19 protein-coding genes are annotated in these 21,471 nt (G+C 44.6%); 10 read left to right on the top strand and 9 right to left on the bottom strand.

Features of this window, described 5'->3' with window-relative positions; all coding sequences use genetic code 11:
• Nucleotides 1-9 precede the first annotated feature (9 nt).
• On the top strand, nt 10-420 hold the full coding sequence (locus ACN6NF_RS25000) for a YjdF family protein (protein ID WP_164964364.1): 411 nt from the start codon (nt 10-12) through the stop codon (nt 418-420).
• A 145-nt stretch (nt 421-565) separates the two neighbouring features.
• Here the strand turns inward: ACN6NF_RS25000 and ACN6NF_RS24995 are convergent, their stop codons facing one another.
• Nucleotides 566-1,147: a TetR/AcrR family transcriptional regulator gene (locus tag ACN6NF_RS24995; protein ID WP_164964365.1), complete on the bottom strand. Its 582-nt coding sequence runs from the start codon at nt 1,145-1,147 to the stop codon at nt 566-568.
• A gap of 320 nt (nt 1,148-1,467) precedes the next feature.
• Between ACN6NF_RS24995 and ACN6NF_RS24990 the strand changes: the two genes are divergently transcribed.
• The 5 genes from ACN6NF_RS24990 (at nt 1,468) to ACN6NF_RS24970 (ending at nt 5,856) form a co-directional block, all read left to right on the top strand.
• A complete protein-coding gene (locus tag ACN6NF_RS24990) occupies nt 1,468-2,529 on the top strand; it encodes an LLM class flavin-dependent oxidoreductase (RefSeq protein WP_474320213.1) in 1,062 nt (353 codons plus the stop codon).
• A 26-nt stretch (nt 2,530-2,555) separates the two neighbouring features.
• Nucleotides 2,556-3,494 carry an alpha/beta hydrolase gene (locus ACN6NF_RS24985; protein WP_016324913.1) on the top strand — a complete coding sequence of 313 codons (939 nt, stop codon included), beginning with the start codon at nt 2,556-2,558 and terminating at the stop codon, nt 3,492-3,494.
• A gap of 294 nt (nt 3,495-3,788) precedes the next feature.
• Nucleotides 3,789-4,745, top strand: a complete 957-nt coding sequence (locus tag ACN6NF_RS24980) for an endo-1,4-beta-xylanase (RefSeq protein WP_013373834.1) — start codon at nt 3,789-3,791, stop codon at nt 4,743-4,745.
• A 188-nt stretch (nt 4,746-4,933) separates the two neighbouring features.
• Nucleotides 4,934-5,485, top strand: a complete 552-nt coding sequence (locus ACN6NF_RS24975; RefSeq protein WP_474320211.1) for a TetR/AcrR family transcriptional regulator — start codon at nt 4,934-4,936, stop codon at nt 5,483-5,485.
• Nucleotides 5,485-5,856 (top strand): DMT family transporter, encoded by a 372-nt coding sequence (locus ACN6NF_RS24970; protein WP_016822518.1) that lies wholly within the window; start codon nt 5,485-5,487, stop codon nt 5,854-5,856. The genes ACN6NF_RS24975 and ACN6NF_RS24970 overlap by 1 nt, the downstream gene beginning before the upstream one ends.
• 108 nt (nt 5,857-5,964) lie before the next feature.
• Here the strand turns inward: ACN6NF_RS24970 and ACN6NF_RS24965 are convergent, their stop codons facing one another.
• The 3 genes from ACN6NF_RS24965 to ACN6NF_RS24955 are packed head-to-tail and all read right to left on the bottom strand — an operon-like array spanning nt 5,965 to nt 9,600.
• The gene (locus ACN6NF_RS24965; RefSeq protein ID WP_474320210.1) at nt 5,965-7,311 is read right to left on the bottom strand and encodes a GntP family permease; all 1,347 of its coding nucleotides are present in this window, start codon (nt 7,309-7,311) and stop codon (nt 5,965-5,967) included.
• Between the two features lie 26 nt (nt 7,312-7,337).
• Nucleotides 7,338-8,876 carry a gluconokinase gene (gene gntK, locus ACN6NF_RS24960; RefSeq protein WP_474320208.1) on the bottom strand — a complete coding sequence of 513 codons (1,539 nt, stop codon included), beginning with the start codon at nt 8,874-8,876 and terminating at the stop codon, nt 7,338-7,340.
• Nucleotides 8,869-9,600 (bottom strand): GntR family transcriptional regulator, encoded by a 732-nt coding sequence (locus tag ACN6NF_RS24955; RefSeq protein WP_474320206.1) that lies wholly within the window; start codon nt 9,598-9,600, stop codon nt 8,869-8,871. Before ACN6NF_RS24955 ends, gntK begins: the two co-directional genes overlap by 8 nt.
• A gap of 215 nt (nt 9,601-9,815) precedes the next feature.
• Between ACN6NF_RS24955 and ACN6NF_RS24950 the strand changes: the two genes are divergently transcribed.
• Nucleotides 9,816-11,111: a GntP family permease gene (locus ACN6NF_RS24950; protein ID WP_474320205.1), complete on the top strand. Its 1,296-nt coding sequence runs from the start codon at nt 9,816-9,818 to the stop codon at nt 11,109-11,111.
• A 21-nt stretch (nt 11,112-11,132) separates the two neighbouring features.
• Nucleotides 11,133-12,278: a glycerate kinase family protein gene (locus ACN6NF_RS24945; protein ID WP_474320203.1), complete on the top strand. Its 1,146-nt coding sequence runs from the start codon at nt 11,133-11,135 to the stop codon at nt 12,276-12,278.
• Between the two features lie 164 nt (nt 12,279-12,442).
• On the opposite strand, the gene ACN6NF_RS24940 is transcribed toward ACN6NF_RS24945, so the two are convergent.
• From ACN6NF_RS24940 to ACN6NF_RS24920, 5 genes are all read right to left on the bottom strand, one after another.
• On the bottom strand, nt 12,443-13,438 hold the full coding sequence (locus tag ACN6NF_RS24940; RefSeq protein WP_474320201.1) for a CdaR family transcriptional regulator: 996 nt from the start codon (nt 13,436-13,438) through the stop codon (nt 12,443-12,445).
• 273 nt (nt 13,439-13,711) lie between these two features.
• Entirely contained in the window at nt 13,712-14,830 is a 1,119-nt protein-coding gene (locus ACN6NF_RS24935) for an RDD family protein (protein ID WP_474320199.1), read from the bottom strand.
• A gap of 105 nt (nt 14,831-14,935) precedes the next feature.
• Nucleotides 14,936-15,883: a GNAT family N-acetyltransferase gene (locus tag ACN6NF_RS24930; RefSeq protein ID WP_474320197.1), complete on the bottom strand. Its 948-nt coding sequence runs from the start codon at nt 15,881-15,883 to the stop codon at nt 14,936-14,938.
• A gap of 108 nt (nt 15,884-15,991) precedes the next feature.
• On the bottom strand, nt 15,992-16,453 hold the full coding sequence (locus tag ACN6NF_RS24925) for a MerR family transcriptional regulator (RefSeq protein WP_474320196.1): 462 nt from the start codon (nt 16,451-16,453) through the stop codon (nt 15,992-15,994).
• A complete protein-coding gene (locus ACN6NF_RS24920; protein WP_474320195.1) occupies nt 16,447-17,175 on the bottom strand; it encodes an SDR family oxidoreductase in 729 nt (242 codons plus the stop codon). Before ACN6NF_RS24920 ends, ACN6NF_RS24925 begins: the two co-directional genes overlap by 7 nt.
• A gap of 147 nt (nt 17,176-17,322) precedes the next feature.
• On the opposite strand from ACN6NF_RS24920, the gene ACN6NF_RS24915 reads away from it, so the two are divergent.
• Nucleotides 17,323-19,275 carry a BglG family transcription antiterminator gene (locus tag ACN6NF_RS24915; RefSeq protein WP_474320193.1) on the top strand — a complete coding sequence of 651 codons (1,953 nt, stop codon included), beginning with the start codon at nt 17,323-17,325 and terminating at the stop codon, nt 19,273-19,275.
• A gap of 169 nt (nt 19,276-19,444) precedes the next feature.
• On the top strand, nt 19,445-21,442 hold the full coding sequence (locus tag ACN6NF_RS24910; protein WP_474320192.1) for a fructose-specific PTS transporter subunit EIIC: 1,998 nt from the start codon (nt 19,445-19,447) through the stop codon (nt 21,440-21,442).
• Nucleotides 21,443-21,471: the final 29 nt, after the last annotated feature.

Raw genomic sequence — 21,471 nt, 5'->3', positions numbered from 1 at the left:
GGGATTCAAATGAAGCTTACGATTTATCATGATGGACAGTATTGGGTTGGAGTCGTGGAGGAGCAGGACCAAGGGAAATTGAAGGCAGCCAGGTACATTTTTGGTACAGAGCCTAAAGACGAAGAAATTCTCCATTTTATCCGAGAGGAAATGTGTGAACTTGTTAGTCGGCTGTCACAAGAGGTGGCTGTAAAGGGGTCTGAAACGAAGAGGGTCAATCCAAAGCGGCTAGCAAGGCAGGCAGCGTATGAATTAAGGCGAAAGGGAGTCTCCTCCAACGCACAAGAGGCCTTAAAGTTAGAGTATGAGAAGCGTAAGTTGGAGAAACGTACTTACTCCAAACAACAAAAGGAATCTATGAAGGCACGGATAAGGGAATTAAAGGAGAAAAAAGCGAAAGAAAAACATCGCGGACATTAATAAAACCTCCATACTTATCCGCAATTGTAACGCATGTTTTATCTCGGCATATGTGAAAACATGTGTTACACACAAAGGGCACCCGACTGGGTGCCCTTTAAACTGTTGTATAGAGATTTATCCGCTAAAATGAATCCATTCCAAATTACTTAAGCAATGTCAGTGTTACTTCTATTGTATTATCAATAAATGATCGTTCTGGACGAGACTTTATCATGACGGTCAGACCAATTAACGATACAACTAATGCCTGTGATACAGCCTTCGCATCTAGTCCGATCTCAAGCTCACCTAATTGTATCCCTCGTTCAATGGTTTCTTGAAAAATGACTGCTAGGTACATTTGATGCTCCCTTGTAAGAATTTCAAACTTCTCATCATGGGGCGCAAGTTCAACCATTGTATTAATGCAAAAGCATCCTTTTCTAGGATTTTCCGCATACTCCTCTTCAACCACACCCTCAAAAAAAGTACGAAATGCTTCTTTTACAGATGGAATGCTTTGAAGTTTGGTTCGGATCAGAGAAGCACGGGACATCGTGTATTTGCGTAGCGCGGCTTCGAACAATTCTTTTTTGCCCCCAAAAGTGGAATATATACTGGGGCGTTGAATTTCCATTCTGGAAGTTAAATCACTTAATGAGGTGGCTTCATATCCCTTTTCCCAAAATATTTGCATAGCTGCATCTAAAACTTTCTCTTCGTCAAATTCGCGGGTTCGTCCCATAACAATACCTCTCGTTACTCATGATTTTATTCTTAATGGCTCCATGTATCTGATTATAATGTTCAGTGACATTTATTTGATTACCAATTGGTACGTTATTATCTTATAATTAGTCCTTGGAATTGTCAAATGAAGGTTGGTCTTTCCCGAAAAGGGGAGGTAAATATGAAAGAAAATCAAAGTGGATTTACTATGATTGTTGACAGTATTCTTTTTTGTGAGTTATATTTACTGGGAAAAATAACTTACCGATTGGTACGATATTTTATTGTTATTCAATTGGTACACAAAGAAAGCTATTAGAACGGGAGAGATGGACCATGGAGATAGGTATTACCTCGTTTGTAGAGACAAAGCCTGATGTTCAGACAGGCGAAGTGATAAGTCACGCACAGCGGTTGCGTGAAGTTGTCGAGGAAATTATCCTTGCTGATCAAGTGGGACTTGATGTGTTTGGTATAGGTGAGCATCATCGAAAGGATTATTCGGCATCTTCACCAGCAATGGTGCTGTCCGCGGCTGCAGCGCAGACGCAACGGATTCGGCTAACCAGTGCAGTGACGGTGCTTTCTTCAGCTGATCCGGTGCGCGTTTTTCAAGACTTTGCTACGCTGGATGGTATTTCAAATGGACGTGCCGAGATTATAGCGGGTCGGGGTTCTTTTATTGAATCTTTTCCTCTGTTCGGCTATGACTTGGATGACTATGATGAGCTGTTTGAACAACATTTGGAACTTCTCCTTAAAATACGGGAGTCCGAAAAGGTAATCTGGAAGGGCGGTCATCGGCCAGCCATTAACAATTTGGGCGTGTATCCACGGCCAGTTCAGAACCCTTTACCAATATGGGTAGGCAGCGGGGGAAGGCAGGATTCTGCTATTCGTGCAGGTCTGTTAGGACTGCCCTTGATGCTGGCGATCATTGGAGGAAACCCGATAAATTTTGCACCGCTTGTCCAGCTTTATAAGAAAGCAGCAGCGCACGCTGGTCATGATGAATCGCAGCTTAGGGTTGGGTCGCACTCGATAGGATTTGTCGGAGAGAATAATGAGCAAGCGGCAGATACATATTTCCCTTCTACGATGGCAGGTATGAATAGATTGGGTAGGGAGCGAGGCTGGGCGCATTATGATCGTTCCAGCTACGATGCCGCGCGCAGCTTTGAAGGTGCGCTGTATGTTGGCGATCCCGAGACGGTTGCCCAGAAGATCATTCATCTTCGCAAGCATGTAGGTGTTACACGCTTTATGCTGTATGTTCCGTTAAGCACGATGCCGCATGCCGAGGTGATGAGAGCCATTGAGCTACTTGGAACAGAGGTAGCACCCCGAGTGCGGAAGGAAATAGCCAAGTGGGAAGCGGAGACGGAAAAAAGACTATAAAATAACCTAACATAGGAGTGATTCGCATGGATTTTGAAAATCGTTTATTACCAGAACTAAGGTCAGTAATTGCACAATTCCCCGGTTTCCAACTGGAGGAGAATTTAGAACTGAGCAGAAGTTATTTGTCGAGTCCGCCTATTGAGCAGTCGGAACACGTACGCACGACAAGCCGGATGATTCCGAGCGTTGCAGGCGAGATATTAGTCAAAATCTACGAACCTGCCCAGCGAACTGATGTTAAGCTTCCGGCCATGCTGTGGATTCACGGGGGAGGCTATGTAATGGGGCATCCTGATATGGACGATGCTTTGTGCGAACGCTTCGTGCAGGCGGCTAATTGCGTCGTCGTATCGGTCGATTATCGACTTGCTCCCGAGCACCCCTACCCAGCTGCCATCGATGACTGTTATGCCGCTTTGACGTGGATGACCGATGAAGCTGAGCTGCTGGGCATCGACTTGGACCGGGTTGCAATTGCTGGTGCAAGCGGGGGTGGCGGTCTAACCGCAGCACTTGCTTTAATGGCTCGTGACAAAGGCGGACCAGCCCTTATCTTCCAAATGCCGCTATATCCGATGATCGACGACCGCAATGTTACGGCATCAAGTCATGAAATTACGGCCGATAATGCACCATGGAGCCGGAAGAACAACTTGACGGCCTGGAACATGTACTTGGGTAATCGTACCGAAGATAGCGAGGTTTCCCCATATGCGGTGCCGTCGAGAGCAGAAAGCTTGGCTGGTCTGCCGCCGACCTACACGTGCGTAGGGCAGCTCGATCTATTCCGAGATGAGACGATCGAATATGTGGCACGCCTTGCCCAAGCGGGCGTTGACGTCGAATTTCATCTGTATCCCGGCACATTCCACAATTTTGAAGGGATGGTTCCTCAAGCAGAAGTAAGTCAACGCGCCAGCCAAAGTTATGTAGACGCGATTGCAAGAGCGCTTAATCCTTAAATAATTAAGGAGCGGTCTTCAGGTGATATGCTCCCAAGAAGATAGACAGGTTGAATAATAAAACCTACTACTGTGAAGGGAGTATATCACTTTTCGCAGCAGCCTTTTGTTATCGTTTCAGAGTTGTTTGGGATTCGTGTTGTGGCTGTTCTGCAATGATGTAAGATTTTTCGGGTAAAATCTATACTTTCACATGTAGCAGAAAACAACTATTCATTCTTATAATTGGAAATGTAAGCGCTTAAATTATTGAGGAAGAGTATTATCAAATTATACGTGTGAGGAGGAGATTTTATGTTAAGAACTAAAGTGGGCAAGCTGGTGAGCAGTTTGGCGTTGGCGGGTGTGTTGTTATCATCTGTTCTGGTCAACCAGGCTGATGCTGGCCTGGCAAATGGAAGCAAATTTCTGGGGAATATCATTGCGGGCAGTGTCCCTCCTAGTTACGGGACATACTGGAATCAAGTGACGCCGGAGAACTCGACTAAGTGGGAATCGGTTGAAGGCAGTCGTAACAACATGAACTGGTCGCAGGCGGATACCGCCTACAATTATGCCCGTAGCAATGGTTTCCCGTTCAAGTTCCATACGTTGGTATGGGGTGCCCAGGAGCCAGGATGGGTTAAAGGACTGTCGGCTGCTGATCAGAAAGCGGAAGTGACTCAGTGGATTAAAGCAGCAGGTCAGCGCTATCCGAATGCGGCGTTTGTAGATGTGGTGAATGAGCCGTTGCATCAGAAGCCGTCCTACCGCAATGCCATTGGTGGTGACGGGTCGACCGGATGGGATTGGGTCATATGGTCGTTTCAACAGGCTAGACAAGCTTTCCCGAATGCCAAACTGCATATAAATGATTATGGTATTATCAACGACCCTTCTTTAGCCGACCAATATGTCAATATTATTAATCAGCTCAAGAGTAGAGGTCTGATTGACGGTATTGGCATTCAATGCCACCATTTCAGTATGGACAACGTCTCAGTCAACACGATGAATACTGTACTAAATAAGCTGTCGGCGACCGGGTTACCGATCTATGTGTCGGAACTGGATATAACTGGGGATGATAACACCCAACTTGCCAGATACAAAGAGAAGTTTCCAGTCCTTTGGCAAAACCCCTCAGTGAAGGGAGTTACGCTTTGGGGGTATATCCAAGGACAAACTTGGAAAGATGGTACACATCTGCTGAACTCTAACGGCACGGAACGCCCTGCGCTCCAATGGCTGAGACAGTATCTGAAGAGATAAGCTATAGGTGGCACTTAAAACCCAACAGATGCGGACTTTTGCTAAATATCCGGGCTGGGTAGTTGTTTATTTGAAGAAGTCTTGGCTGAAATGTTACACGCCCAAGGCTTCTTTTTATTTAGCTTAAACGTATCTTTTGATTGAAATAAAACCGTCTGGACGGTATAGTAAAATAGGTGGTGATCAGAATGAATACAACTAAAAAAACATTAAAAAGAGAATTAATCCTTAAAGCGGCTTCTATAATTGTACAAGAAGAAGGAGTAGAAAAATTAACGTTAGAAGCGGTGGCTAAGAAAGCGGGAGTAAGTAAGGGAGGATTGCTTTACCATTTTCCGAATAAAGATGAATTGATTCTGGGAATGGTTGAACAGCTATCGACCAGCTTTATCACTGAATTTAATGAAAGGGCAGAAAACGATACACATTCCCAAGGTAGATGGACTCGCGCTTATATGAATACGTCATTTTCCGGGGATCAGGATGCAAGTGACCTGTATACCGCTCTCTCGGCAGCACAATTTACGAACCCTCACATGCTCAAGCTGCTTCAGGATGAGTATGCGAATATCCAAAATAAAATCGAAAACGACGAATTGGACCCGGTCCGTTCTACGATCGTCCGATTAGCTATAGACGGTTTGTGGTTTGCCGAAATGTTTGGACTTGCTCTTCCCAATGAAGAATTGAAGCAAAAAATTATAGAAGAATTAAAGACATATATAAAGGAGAATGAATGATGGCTTATTTTTTCTTGGCAATCTCTATTGCTAGTGAGCTTATTGGTACTTCAATGCTAAAAGCTTCTGAAGGTTTTACGAGACTGTATCCGACTCTATTCACGATTGTCGCGTTTGTAATCTCTTTCTTCTTTATTTCACTAACCCTCAAGACACTTCCTCTTAATATGACCTATGCCATCTGGTCAGGGGTGGGTGCTGTTGCTACAACGGTGATTTCAGTATTGATCTGGAAGGAGAAAATCAACACAGGAAGTATCGTAGGGATTGCTTTAATTGTTATTGGCGTGGTGGTATTGAACCTATTTGGTGCAGGACATGGTGAGGCAAAAGGAACAACAGAAGCAACCAGTTCAATCGTTCAAAAGTGAAATAAGGTGATATCACTCCAGTTCGTAAATAGGCGGTAGTTCCTCACTTATCGACTTAGAAGATTCTAAGAATGATAAGTGGGGAATCTACCGCCCGGAAATCATGGTTTATACGAATAAACTTAGTATTAAGATGAATCCTAATCCGGCTACAGAAATGATGGTTTCAAGCAATGTCCATGTGGCAAAGGTTTCTTTCATGCTTAAACCAAAATACTCTTTAAACATCCAGAACCCGGCATCGTTAACATGGGAAGCTATTAAGCTACCCGCTCCCGTGGCAAGCACGACTAAAGCAAGATTAACGTCGGATTGCCCTAACATCGGAATCACTAAACCAGCGGTTGTTAAAGCTGCAACAGTTGCAGAACCCAGGGAAATACGTAAGATTGCAGCGATGATCCAGGCTAGCAGAATTGGTGATAATGTAGTTCCATTGAATAAATCGGCTACATAGTCACCTACGCCGCCATTAATCAGTACTTGTTTGAAGGCACCGCCTCCCCCAATGATCAAGAGCATCATTCCAATATGAGTAATAGCCGTTGTACAAGATGCCATTACATCTTTGATTGGAATTTTTCTTGCGATTCCCATGGTGTAGACGGCAACCAGTAAGGAAATCAACATGGAAGTGGATGCATCACCAATAAATCGGATCGCGGCCAGTAAACTATTATCTTCAAACCCCATTGTTTTTTGAAGCAAAGTAATAATCGTAGCAATCGACATTAAGATGACAGGAAGCATTGCCGTAAATACACTGATTCCGAATCCAGGAGTTTCCTCAGACTTAAATACTTTTTGTTCTCCTAAAGAGGCAATATTACCGGTTTTCGTAAATGAGGCAGGTACGAGTTTTTTAGCAAGCTTCGTAAATACAGGGCCAGCCAAAATAACAGTTGGAACAGCAATAATGAAGCCATAGAGTAAAACCTCACCCAGATTCGCGCCATATTCACCAGCAATAACAGTCGGTCCCGGATGTGGAGGTAAGAAACCGTGTGTTACGGATAAAGCAGCGACCATCGGAATACCGAGATATAAGATAGAAACCTTTAATTCTTTTGAAATGGCAAATACAATTGGGATTAATAATACTAACCCTACTTCGAAAAATAACGCAATCCCGATAATGAATGAAGCAGCTACGACCGCCCATTGAATATTTTTTTCACCAAATTTGTCAACGAGGGTCATGGCAATTCTTTGGGCACCACCAGAATTCGCGATCAACTTCCCTAACATCGCTCCGAGTCCAAAGATTAACGCTAAGTGACCCAATGTTCCGCCCAATCCAGCTTCAATGGTTTTAACAATTTCCTCTAATGGCATTCCAAGGGCTAAGGCTACACCGAACGATACAATGATTAAGGAAATGAAGGTGTTTAATTTGAAGCCCATGATTAAAACGAGTAATGCTAAAATTCCAATCCCTACAACGACTAATGGCATTGTAATTACCCCCTGTATTTATCCTTTTAATGTTTAATTAAGCCTCTTTGGTAATGAGCAATCCGTGTATAATCTTCTTCCAATACTCTGGATAGGTTAATGAAAATCGGTAGCAACTTCCTATATTCCTTGGTTGCTTCTTCTTTGGGTGCATGTTTGTTGGTACTGCCAATCATTTCAGAAACCACTTCAAATGATTGGATTTTTCCAGTGGCATACAAGCCTAAAATACAAGCTCCTAGACAAGAACTTTCGTAGCTTTCTGGAACGACGACTTCAGATGCGAATATATCAGACATCATTTGCCGCCAAACATCTGACCTTGCAAAGCCTCCTGTAGCTTGGATTCGGGTCACGGGACCATCCATGCATTCGGTTAAGGCCAAAAATACGGTGTATAAATTGTAAATGACTCCTTCTAAGGCTGCGCGAATCATATGTTCTTTCTTATGCGACATCGTTAAACCGAAGAATGAGCCACGTACGTCTGGATTCCATAAGGGAGCACGTTCACCAGCTAGGTAGGGATGGAATAACAATCCATCAGACCCTGGCCTTACGCGTTCAGCAATTTTGGTTAACACATCATATGGATCAATTCCTAGTCGTTTGGCTGTTTCTACTTCTGATGAGGCAAGCTCGTCACGAATCCAGCGAAGGACCATCCCGCCATTATTTACCGGTCCGCCAATGACCCAATGCTTTTCCGTTAAGGCATAACAAAATATTCTTCCCTTTTCATCTGTTTGCGGCTTGTCTATGATGGTTCGAATGGCACCGCTTGTCCCAATGGTGACGGCAACTTCGCCTTTTCGTATCGCATTGACACCTAGATTAGAGAGAACTCCATCGCTGGCCCCAATGACAAATGGTGTTTGTGGATCGATCCCCATCTCTTTTGCTAAATCTGAATTGCAGTCGGTAAATATTTTGGTTGTGGGTACAAGCTCAGACAATTGAGAAGGGGTTATACCCGCAATTTTTAAGGCTTCTTCATCCCAATCCAGCTTTTCAAGATTCATCATGCCCATGGCTGAAGCCAGAGAATAATCAACAACATATAAATCAAAGAGTTTTTTGAAAATGTATTCTTTAATTCCGATATATTTTTTAACTTTGATAGCGATTTCAGGAAGGTCATTCACAATCCAAGCTATTTTAGTTAAGGGTGACATGGGGTGAATGGGTGTTCCTGTTCGTCTGTAGACCTCTTGGCCGTTCAACTCATCCTTTATATGATGTGCCCACGCTTCACTGCGATTATCTGCCCAAGTGATACAAGGCGTAAGTGGCTGGTCATGTTCATCCATGGCAATGACACTATGCATGGCACTGCTAAATGAAACAAACGATAGCTTTTTCTGTGAGTGATGTTTCATGATATTCGAAGTCGCTTGTAGGACTGCTTGAAAAATCTCCTCAGGATTTTGTTCAGCTGTCGCTATATCTGGTGTATAAAGCGGGTACCCGATATTTTCTTGTTGGATGACTTCGCCTTTTTCGCTAAATAAAACGGCTTTCGTACTAGTGGTTCCGATATCTATACCTAACATGTAGTTAGTCATTTTGTGGCACGACTCCTTTGGACAGCAGTTGTTGGGACATCCATAAGTCTTCTACTTTACCTTGAACATCATCAAAGTTTTCATGTAAAGACTTGATCATAAGGTCTCTATCTTTTGCCTGGATTGCTTCAATATAAATCTCATGATTTTTTACAATCCGCGAAAAGTCTTCATACTTTTCTTTGAAGCGCATACGCATGGACAAAAGAATGAGGCTCTCCATCACGGGCTTTAAATTATTCCAGATCATCAGGATGTATGAATGATTAACTGCACGAATAATCGTTTCATGGAACAAGACATCTTGATATGAAAATTCATCGGCATCACTATATTTGACCGCGACCTTCATCATTTCGAGTATTTTACTAAGTTCCTTTGCTAAATCATTCGTGTCCATCTTTATAAGACGTTCAAATACGAAGGATTCTATAAGTAGACGAACATCATAAATTTCTTCTATCTCTTTCTCTGATAGACCAATAACGACCGCACCCATTCTTTCTAAGCGGATAATATTTTCAGATGCCAATATTTTTAACGCTTCGCGAATAGGTGAGCGACTTACAGCAAAATCAGCAGCTAATTTATTTTCAGATAGTATGGTACCGCTTTCAATTGCGCCAGAAATGATGCGCATTCTAAGCTCGGATGTTACACGATCACCAGCAGAGGCTTTGAGAAGCCATTTGGAGGGATATAAGAGTTCACTGGGCTGAACCATAAATTCACCTTCTCATTAATCAAGTATACTTGTATACAAGTATTATAATCTAAAATTTTAAATTTGCAAGCGTATTCATTAAATTGATTTTATAAGCCCGTTCTGGCTTTTTTTGTGCAAATGCACAATCAATTTCGTCTGTTCTTCAATATGATTCACACGCTGCACTCGATATAATGAAAGCGTAATCAAAAATTGCCCGGGGGGTTAGACATATGGAAGGGTTAACGATCAGTTGGATAGGAGCTCTGGCAGGGCTGGCTATTGCAATTCTTTTGATATTAAGAAAGCTGAATCCGGTTTATGCTTTATTTTTGGGAGCTATTGTAGGCGCTTTATTGGGCGGAGCCAACCTGGAGCAGACGATCAGCGTGTTAATTAGTGGTACACAAAGTGTGATGGGGACGGTCATTCGTGTGCTCGCCGCAGGTGTATTGGCAGGCGTGATGATGGAGTCTGGGGCAGCGGAGACGATTGCACAGGCTATTGTGAAGAAGTTTGGCGGCAGTAAAGCGATTCTCGCATTGGCCTTAGCAACGATGATTATTACGGCGGTAGGTGTATTTATTCCCGTGGCCGTGCTCATTGTGGCACCTATTGCCTTGTCGGTTGGGAACAAAATGGGGATTTCCAAGCTGGCTCTCCTGCTGGCCTTGTCTGGTGGCGGAAAGGCGGGGAACATTATCTCTCCGAATCCCAATACGATTGCGGCGGCGCGCGGGTTTAATCTGGATTTATGCCACGTTATGTTGGCGGGTGTGGTGCCTGCGATATGCGGATTAATTATGACTGTTCTGGTGGCGTCTATGTTGAAAAACAAGGGCGTGAAGGTATCCGAACAGGATATTATGGATAGTGATGTCGATACATCGAAGTACCCGGCATTGGGACGGGCAATTGTAGCTCCGTTAGTAGCTGTTATTTTGCTGATGATTAACCCGATTGGTTCGATCTCTGGCATTGAAGCACTGTCAAATTTCAAGGTCGACGCGATGTACATTTTGCCGATCGCCGGGATTGTGGGTATGCTGGCCATGGGACAAGGTCGCAATATTCTGAAGTATTCAGCTTTCGGTTTGAATAAAATGACGGCAACCGTGCTCATCTTGATCGGTGCAGGTGGGATTGCGGGTCTGATCTCTGCGTCTAATTTATCTGCTCAGGTAGTTGGCTTGATTGAAGCTTCGGGAGTTTCTGGCACATTTTTGGCACCGCTTGCAGGGATTCTTATGGCGGCCGCCACAGCATCGACTTCGACTGGCGTTATTTTGGCGACCGGGTCGTTTGGGGAAGCCATTCTGAACATGGGGACAGCCCCGTTAGCTGCCGCTGTGATGGTGCATACAGGAGCTACCGTCATTGATTCCTTACCACAAGGCAACTATTTCCACGTTACGGCAGACAGCATGAAAATGAGCATTAAGCAACGGATGGGATTAATCCCTTATGAAGCTATTGTGGGCGGAACTATGGCGATTGTAGCAACAATATTGTATGGATTCATACTTTAATATTCACGATGGGGTGACAAAATGAGAGAGAAAACATTTGTACTGGCACCGGATTCTTTTAAAGAAAGCATGACGGCAAAGGAAGTGTGCATCGCAATGGAGAAAGGATTGCGCAAGGTCTATCCGACAGCCCATTATGTCCACGTTCCGATGGCAGACGGTGGTGAAGGAACAGTGCAGTCACTGGTGGATGCGACAGGCGGACAGCTTCGTTACATGGAGGTGACAGGGCCGCTTGGAGAACCTGTAAAAGCGGCATATGGCTTGCTGGGAGACGGCACCACTGCGGCAATCGAAATGGCATCTGCTAGCGGAATCCATCTGGTTAATAAGGACAACAAAAACCCGTTAAAGACAACAACCTATGGTACGGGTGAGTTAATTTGTGAGTGTCTGAACCAGGGAATTCGAAAAATTATCATCGGCATTGGCGGAAGTGCGACGAATGATGGCGGTACAGGTATGGCGGAAGCGCTGGGCGCTAGATTTCTGGATGCAGCAGGCAATACTCTTCCGCGCGGCGGAGGCAGTCTGGGCGAGCTGGCCAGTATTGATATTTCATCACTGGATGACCGCTTGCAGCAGGTGCAATTGATTGTAGCCTGTGATGTGACAAATCCGCTGTGCGGAGAGCATGGTGCATCTCGTGTATTCGGCCCACAAAAAGGGGCAACCCCGGAAATGGTGCAGCAATTGGATGCCAATCTTGCCCATTATGCAGATGTGGTGAAGCAGCAGCTGGGCAAGGATGTGCGCGATCTTCCAGGCGCTGGTGCAGCAGGTGGATTAGGTGCCGGTTTATTGACTTTTACTCAGGCGACGCTGCAAAAAGGCATTGAAATCGTGATTGAATACACTGGCTTAAAGCAGAAGCTAGTCACGGCTGATATCGTATTGACGGGGGAAGGCGGCATTGATTTTCAGACCAAATTCGGTAAAACTCCGTACGGAGTAGCTCAGGCAGCCAAACAATCGGGAAAAAAGGTCATTGCGGTTGCAGGTTATATCGGGGAAGGGATCGACACACTGTACAAGGAAGGAATAGATGCGGTGTTTGGCATCGTGCCGGGAGCCTCAGAGCTGGGTAAGCTGCTGGCTGAAGGACCGCAAAACGTAGAGCGCACATGCGAGAATATCGCAAGAGTGCTTCAAATCAGTGAGAAATGAACAGCTGATAAGCGAGGAACATAAAACGTCATCATACAAATAATGTATAATACGGGCGCTCGCCTGTAACCCCGGTTTTCTTTAGCCAACGGAGATTGGCGGAGAAATTCGGGAGTGACGGCGAGCGCAAACTATCGCAGCATGCTCTGGCGTGATACAGCAGTTCATTGATACAGCGCCAATAAGCCGTGCGTAAGCTCAAAAAGCTGCAGGAGATTCCGGGGATCTTTGCCAGTTAAGGTATGGATGCGCTTCAAGCGGTATTGCAGTGTATTTCGATGAATGTTTAATTCATCTGCAGTGAAGGAGACACTACCATTATGGTTAATTAAGCTTCGCAACGTATCCAGCAAATCCACGGTATCTTCCAGCTTGCTGACCAGATGGATCGTGTTGGTCAGGCTGGTTTGGCTCAGTTTGACCAGAAATTCGACTTCTGCAAAAGAAACGATGTGCATAGAGGGACGCAGAGCTAGTAAAACATTCATAGCGGACTTGGCTTGCATATAAACATCCGCAATGCTGTGCTCTTGTCTACTGATGGCAATCAGCACATCGGGATGGCTGCGTACAAGTGGTTCCAGCAGCTTGGCGGTCGGTTCCTGGTTTTGCATCAGGATGAGATAGCTGTCTTCCTCCATACGGAAGGATGGATGCTGCATGAATATATTGGACAACTCGGCCAAATGAGCAGGGTCGGAAGGAAGATGCTTTACATATACGGCCGAAGTTTTGAGAAGCAAATCAATGTGATATTGAGCAGCTTCTTTTTTTATTTTTTGGGTATAGGCTCCCTGATGGTTTAACAGCATTTCTAGTACGGATTTTTTGCGGTTGGCCTCGTGGGCCAGATGCTCCAAGGAAATACGCTGTTCAATCAGGAGAGACACCGTAGTTTTAACAATGTTGCAAAAAGGACGCACTTCGTCGGGATTGCCTGAAATACCGATGACACCGACTAACTCATGATGAATGACAATTGGTTCATTGGTTCCTTTTTTCTCGTAATGTCCGTCCTGCCACACTTCAATCATTTTTCCGGTTTCGAGCGCCTGAACAGCCCCTTGGTGAATGGTTCCGATTCTTTCACTCTCGCCGCTGCCAATGATGATGCCTCGTTCATTCATAATATTGATGTTGTATGGAATATCCTTCATCATTTTGTCTACGATGTCTTGGGCTTGTCTTTCGGAGAGCGGAAACAGATCGGATTCCTCCTTTATCTAGTGACGTAAGGTGTTTTACTGTATCATTTTTTGAAAGGGCTTTCAAATTGTTGTGCATCTGAACAATATAATAAAACAGGGCGCCGAACATGTCAGCCTATTTTATCATAGATATCAAGAATAGCTGTATGCAAAAAACAGGGCTCCGAGGAGCACCTGTCTTTTGCGTCTTATTCTTTCATTATTCATCATGACCCGTCACGTGGCCTAAGGTCGAACCTCACGGAAGCTATAGGTAATATCATGGATTTCCTTCTTTAAACGGCTATATTTTGATGCAGGCGTATACCCGATGATCTGGTAGAAATTATTTTCAGTCTCAATAATGGCTACATGGGCGACATAATGGTTTATATCTTTCTGTCCTTTAATCGTGAACTGAGTGGCAGGATATCCTTGAATCGTTGTGTTGGATGAAGGTCCTACCGTAGAGAGATTAAACTCTTTGGTCATGTTGTTTTGAATTTTCTTTGTGTAGTACTGGCGCGTCACATTACCCAATTTCTCCTTCGAATTGGATCGTACGATAACAGACTTTTCAATGTAGGGATTGAATATCGCAATATCTGCTTTTCCTTCCCGATCCGGGTCTGTTGACCAATCTAACGGAGCTGAGATCTGAACATGTCCATCTCTACTTACAAAACTCTGCTCCTGCTTGCTTACCGGAGCTTCATTGGACTTGTAACTGTTTGCCAGTACAAAAATAGCATTTACAAAAGAGGCTCCCAAGATCACCATTGCGGTAATAAATATGAAGAGCGACCGTCTCATTGCCTTTTTGCTAATCGGCTCTAAATCCCGTACCTTTACCACATATGTACCTGCAGCTAAATCACCAATTCGTTGTCTTGATGCAGTTACTAACACGCTGATACCAGCAGGTAGTGAACCCATTAGCAATGGATTGGTGTCTATTAACCTAAGCAACGTGCGAATGAGTGATTTAAGAAAACCAGGAGGTTTTCCTTCTCCGTTAACCACCTTAATACGAAAAACGAATTTGCCAAGCGTATAGCCTGTGTAACCTTCCAAAAGCAAATAATAGCAGAAGAAAGCTATAATCAGAATGCAACGGGAAGCAATCGCTAAGGGCAACAACCATCTGTCGGTTACCTGAATGACTGAGATAAAAAAACAAATATAACCGATAACAAAAAATATGAAATCAAAAACCGTTGCCCCCCAACGTCTAAACAAAATAGACGAACCGTAGGTTTTTGATATTTCGGCCATTCTGTTTGTTTCTCCATAGTTTTGCCCATGCCGAATGTACTTCTCTCTTGCTGTTGCCTGTGAAATCTGTGGTATGTGCTGGTCTTCCAAATCGTACACCTCATTTTAATAATCCATAATTTAAAATCACACTCCTTATATAACGGTCATTTTATCATCCATGATTAGGAAAACATTCTATAAACAAAGAACTAATTATAAATATCCCTTTAGAGGTATTCTTTCATTTACTTTATAATTGGAAGAAGAAAGTAATGATAATCGAATATTGAACTTAGGAGGTGTAGTTGGATCAAGCGGTATACACATTTCATATTGCTCAATAGGGTCCTTCGAGAAGCCTGTTTTTTGGATAAAGCCTTCAAGAGAGTTATTGTCGGACAGGCAGATATATACCTTCTCGACCTCTTGGATTTCTGCCGCTTGATGAAGTAGGGTACGTCCAAGGCCTTGGTTTCGATGTTTGGGATCGACCCAAAGAAAGTTGATTTTACCTTGAGCACTCATAGCGATCATGCCGAGTCTGGTTTGGTTCACTGCGTAGATGCCGAGAAAAACTTCCTGTGTGCTATTAGCGTAATAAGGTGTGTCACTTTGCCAATGGATGTGACAGTCGGTGAGAATTTTACGAAAAGCTGCGACATCGTCAAACATGAGCTCTTTAACAATGTACGATGATGAGGGAGCGGGAGAGACCGATAGGACAGTACCGTTGTAGTATTTTAGCGTATAGCGTACCTCATAGCCGTGCTTTTTATAGAACTGGACAGCCCGATGATTATCTGAAATGACTTCGAGCCATAGCTGCTGACAGTTCTCGGAGATGGCCGTTTGTTTATGCAATTCGAGCAACCTGTTGCTAATACCCTGGCCACGATAAGCTGGACCGATGCATAGCGTGCCGCAACGCATGGTCTTGTACCCGTCAAACTGCCGGATACCGCCTAGAATCAAGCCAATTGGCTGATCTTCATCCATGGCAAGGAAAGAGTGGCTCCGTAAATTACCCTCTGGACCGAAAAAACGTGCCGCAAAATCGTCTTGTTCCATGGTCAGGCGAATAGAATAGTCTGAGAATCCGAGCAAAAATGCCTGGAAAATGTGCTCCATGCTGACTTCATTGCATATCAAATAGGTGATCACTGTTACTCCCCCTAGAAACTTAGGTTATATTTCGATTGTAGGGTATTACGGGGGCTCCATCAATCTCCTAGTTAAAATGGAAATAACCCCTTTGAAAAGGGGTTATTATTATAAGTTTTCCTTCGTTGTAGGGTTGCAATTAGTGTCGGTAAGATCAGGGTTGGTAGAGAGGTCACGATAATGATTGAGTTTATATTCAATAATTTTTTGGGTTTCCATCAGTCTGGAGATTTCTCCTTGAATCTTCTGATTATGTCTTTCAAGTAAGGAATGTCTGATCGGGATGGTGCTGTTACCTTGCATCGAAAGTTCTTGATAATGTTTCATTTCTTCTATGGTCATTCCAGTAGCTTTTAATCGGGTTAGAAAGATAATCCCTAGAATCTGATCTCTACTGTAGAACCTGTGTCCGTTAGCCTTTCGTTCTGCATAAGGTAGCAAGCCAATTCGCTCATAATAACGTATGGTATCCTCTGTTAAACCTGTTAATTCAGCAGCTTGACTAATAGAGGTTACGGTCTCTGGAATTTCCTGCAAAGTATCCACTCCCTTAATTGTAACAATTACCAAGGTACTTCTCCACTCGCATCGAAAAACCCTCCTGTCGGACCATCATCGTGTAAAGTTGCTAAACGAACAACGATAGCAGCAGCTTGTTGTACCGAACCCGGTCCTGTAAAGCCGTTTAAGTCGGTGGCGGTAAAGCCGGGGTCAGCCGAATTAATTTTGAGAGGTGAGTCCTTGAATTCCTTGGCAAGTGTGACGGTTAGCATATTAACCGCTGCTTTGCTGCTATTGTAGGCAAGCAAATTAAATTGGGCATGCTCGTGCTCAGGATCGCTATTATAGGTTAACGAACCAAGGCCACTTGATAAGTTAACAATTCTGCCGCGTGGAGATTTTTTCAATAAAGGAAGTAAGGCTTGAGTCACCGCAACCAAACCGAAAAAGTTGGTTTCATACGTTTCTTTTAAATCGGTTAAAGAGAATTGACTTGGAGGAGTGGCTCCCCCCAGAGATACTCCAGCATTGTTGATGAGTACATCAAGGGAACTGAATTCTTGTTTGATCTGATGGACTGTGGAATCAATCGTACTTTGATTCGTCACGTCTAACAAAATCAATCGGGCTTCTACTCCCTCATTAACCAACTTAGCCACCGCTTCCCGGCCACTCTGCTCATTCCGTGAGCCAATCAAAACTGTAAAACCTGTATCCCCCAATTGCTTGGCCGTTTCATATCCGATCCCTTTGTTGGCCCCCGTGATAAGCACTGTTTTTCCAATATTCATGAGCAATCCTCTTTTCATCAATCTTAAATTTGGCGGCCACCATGCTTTAAATGTACTACTTGGAGTATACTTAAAGTCAACACAAAACCAACGAATTATAGCCTGGTATGCCTGAACATTCTTTATTTTGGAAGATAGGAGATCAGAATGAACAGAAGGCAAGTAGAAATTTTTCGCAAGTTGTTAACTGAATCGAACCGACTGTGGTTAGTGCAGGATCTGGCCGATCAGACGGATTGCTCAGAAAAGACGATTCGAAACGATCTAAAAGTGATTGAAGAATATTTAGTCAAGCACTCCGATGCCAATCTGGTGAGAAGACCGGGACGTGGCATTTATTTAGAGATCAGTGAAGCGGAGCAGGCTGATTTATTTCACCGGCTGTATGCAGGCGAGAGTACAGCCCAGCATGAATCGGATGAGGAGAGGGTGCTGCATCTCGCCTATCGGCTCTTGATGGATGCCAAGCCTGTCACGATACAAGATCTGGCCTCTCAGTATTATGTGAACAAAACGGTGATCCGTAGAGATATGGAGAAGATTGATGACTGGCTGCACAGCTTTGATCTTGCCTTGATTACCAAGCAGCGGGTAGGATTGACCATTCAAGGCACTGAGAAAAACAAGCGGATCGCTTTGGCGCGGATGAATCAGTTGATTGATAGTCCTGAGTTAACGGGACAGATGATGCGCAAGCAGTTTGAGCCGCACGAGATTGCAACCATCCATTATGAATTAAAAGCATTTCAAAAGCATCATGAACTCAGCTTTACGGATGAAGCTTTTGAGGGTTTAATGCTCCATATTCTCTTAATGGTCAAACGAACCAAGCTGGGACAGCCCATCTCTCTCTCCGAGCAAGACATTGCCTTTTTGCAGGAGAAGGTCGAGTTTACGTGGGCTACTTCGTTTTTAGGGCAGCTGCAAAAGCTGTTTTCCGTACCTTTTTCCAAGGAAGAAACGGCCTATCTAACCCTGCATTTGCTGGGCGGAAAGTTCCGTTACCAGCAAGAGGACAGAAATGGAAAACAAAGCGATCTGGCAGACAGCCATCCGCTTTTACCTAAGCTGATTGAGCAGTTAGTCCGGCGGATGTCGGAGCTGAATATGATTGACTTTTCCAAGGATAAGATGTTGCTGAAAGGGTTGAAACTCCATTTATATACGACCCTGAACCGGCTTCAATATGGGTTGACGGTGTCCAACCCTATGCTGACTGAGATCAAGAAGATGTACCCTTACATGTTCGACCGGGTTATTATTACGCTGGAGGAAGTAGGAAATTTGGTCCGGTTATCATTCCCTGAGGAGGAAGCGGCGTATTTAACGCTACATTTTCAGGCTTCTGTGGAGCGACTTCACCAGAAAGAAAGTCATCCTCAGAGGGCCATCATCGTGTGTCACATGGGCATCGGTATGTCCCAACTGCTGCGCACAAAGGTGGAGCGTAAGTTTCCGGCTGTACATGTGGAGACAACTCTTTCGAAGGCAGAAGTCCAGGACTATCTGGCAACCCGTGAGGTGGATCTGATTATTACAACCGTGGATCTTCCAGAGCTGAGTGTTCCACACATTCTCGTCTCCCCATTGCTAGATGTCAAGGATGAGCGTCGACTGGAGCAAGTGATCAGACGAATGGATGAGCCGGAATCTAGAGTCGCAGATGAATCTGTATTTTTTAAGTACACAACCCCTTTTTTAGTCTTTCCCCAACAAGAAGTGCAGCGTCCGGAACAATTGATTTCCAAGCTGGCGCAAATACTGGAGGACAAAGGATATGTGGAGACAGGTTATGTGGACAGCGTGTTGGCACGAGAAAAAATGTCAGCTACGACGATTGGAGGAGGCATAGCCATCCCGCATGGCGGCTCAGAGTGGATAAGGCAGTCCGCCATTGTAGTCGCTACTTTAAAGAAGCCACTTACTTGGGGAACCGAGAAAGTGGAGCTTGTGTTCTTGCTTGCGGTAAAACAGGATGGGCGGGAAGAAATGCGGCAGTTATTTAAGGAATTGTCCCTAATCAGTGAGCAGCCAGCTCTAGTTCATGCTTTATCCAAGGAAACCGATGCGATGAGACTATTAGGGAAGCTAAAGGGATAAACTAAATTTAAAGCCATGCTTTGGAGCAGGACTTATAGATAAGTCCTGTTTTTTTGTCCGTATTATTCTATTTTTCCGAAAGTTCCGGTAAAAAGTTCGCCCGATAACGGCAAAAAAGGCGGTTATACTATCAATGTAAGCGGAAACATCAGAGAGAAGGGGAATGACTATGAAGATATTAGCGATTACCTCATGTCCTAACGGAATTGCACATACGTATATGGCGGCTGAGAATCTGCAAAAGGCAGCAGCCAAGCTGGGGATCGAGATGAAGGTTGAGACACAAGGCTCCATTGGAGTAGAAAATCAACTCACTGAGCAGGAGATCCGTGAAGCGGATGGCATTATTATTGCAGCGGATAAGACGGTGGTCAAAGACCGCTTCGTCGGCAAGAAACTGCTGGTCGTTGGAGTACAGGATGGGATTCGCCGTCCGGAAGAATTGATCCAGCGGGTGATGAAGGGGAATGTGCCTGTGTACCAGGCAGAGTCACGTACCTCCGAAGCTAGCTCACAGGAGAATAAACCGAAGCAAAATCCTATCTACCGCCACTTGATGAATGGTGTATCCTATATGGTACCCTTTATCGTCATTGGGGGATTGCTCATTGCCATTGCGTTGACGATTGGCGGTGAGAAGACACCAGGCGGTCTGGTTATACCGGACGGTTCATTTTGGAAGACGGTTCAGGATATCGGTTCGGCTTCGTTTACCTTTATGATACCCATCCTCGCTGGATTCATCGCGATGAGTATTGCGGATAGACCGGGGCTTGCACCGGGTATGGTTGGCGGATTCATTGCTGCGAACGGCAGTTTTTATGGAAGTGAGGCAGGAGCCGGATTTATCGGCGGAATTATCGCTGGTTTCCTGGCGGGTTATGTTGCACTGGGTATTCGGAAAATGAAGGTTGGGCGAGCGTTACAGCCGATCATGCCTATTATTATTATCCCTGTGTTGTCATCTTTAATTGTAGGATTAATCTTTGTCTTTATCATCGGTTCTCCAGTCGCACAATTGTTTGAAGCTTTAACGGGTTGGCTTGCAGGTATGCAAGGTACAAGTTCAATTTTATTGGCACTGATTTTAGGTGCGATGATCTCCTTTGATATGGGTGGTCCAGTCAATAAAGTAGCATTTTTATTCGGTTCGGCCATGATTGGGGAAGGAAATTACGAAATTATGGGACCGATCGCCGTTGCGATTTGTATTCCACCGATTGGAATGGGACTTGCAGCAATGATCAACAAGCGTAAATTTGCACCAGCAGAACGCGAGGCTGGGAAAGCGACATTCACGATGGGTCTATTCGGTATTACTGAAGGAGCGATTCCCTTCGCTGCCCAAGATCCATTGCGTGTTATTCCTAGTATCATGGTAGGGTCTATGGTCGGTTCAGTCATTGCGATGCTGGGAAATGTAGGAGATAAGGTAGCTCATGGTGGACCGATTGTAGCCGTCCTTGGTGCAGTGGATAATGTATTGATGTTCTTCATCGCCGTTATTGTCGGCGCAGCTGTGTCGGTCATCCTGGTGAGTCTGCTGAAAAGAGATATTACAACTGCAAATCCAGCTGTTGCTGGAGAAGAGACATCTGGAGATTTTGCCGCAGTAACGGAACAATCTACGATGACTACGACTGCCGCCGAGTCATCAGCTGTAGCAACTGCAAATAACGATCCAGCCGTATCTTCGCAAGCCATTCACATTGAGAAGTTGACAGATATTGTAACAATGGATCTGATTAATCTGGATCTGGAAGGAATGACACAGGATGCCGTGATTGATGAAATGATCGGAACTCTTGAGAGAAATGGAGCCGTAAGTTCTGCCAGTGGCTTTAAACAGGCCATACTGGACCGAGAGAAGGAAAGCTCCACAGGCATTGGAATGAATATTGCTATCCCTCATGGTAAATCGGAAGCTGTTCTGAAGCCAAGCGTGGTCTTTGGAGTGAAGCGGAGCGGAGTGGACTGGAAAAGCTTGGACGGCAGTGAAGCGAAACTGATCTTCATGATTGCTGTTCCGCGTAATAGCAAGGATAATGCACATCTCAAGGTGCTGCAAATGCTGTCTCGTAAGCTGATGGACGATCATTTCAGAGAAGCACTTCTGGCGGTTACTACCAAGGAAGATGCATATGAATTGTTGGCCCAGGTGAACTAATTTCATGCGCTAAGACTCGTATCCAAGAA

Source organism: Paenibacillus sp. TSM33 (assembly GCF_056099025.1).
This window is presented reverse-complemented; position numbering and strand designations above follow the sequence as displayed.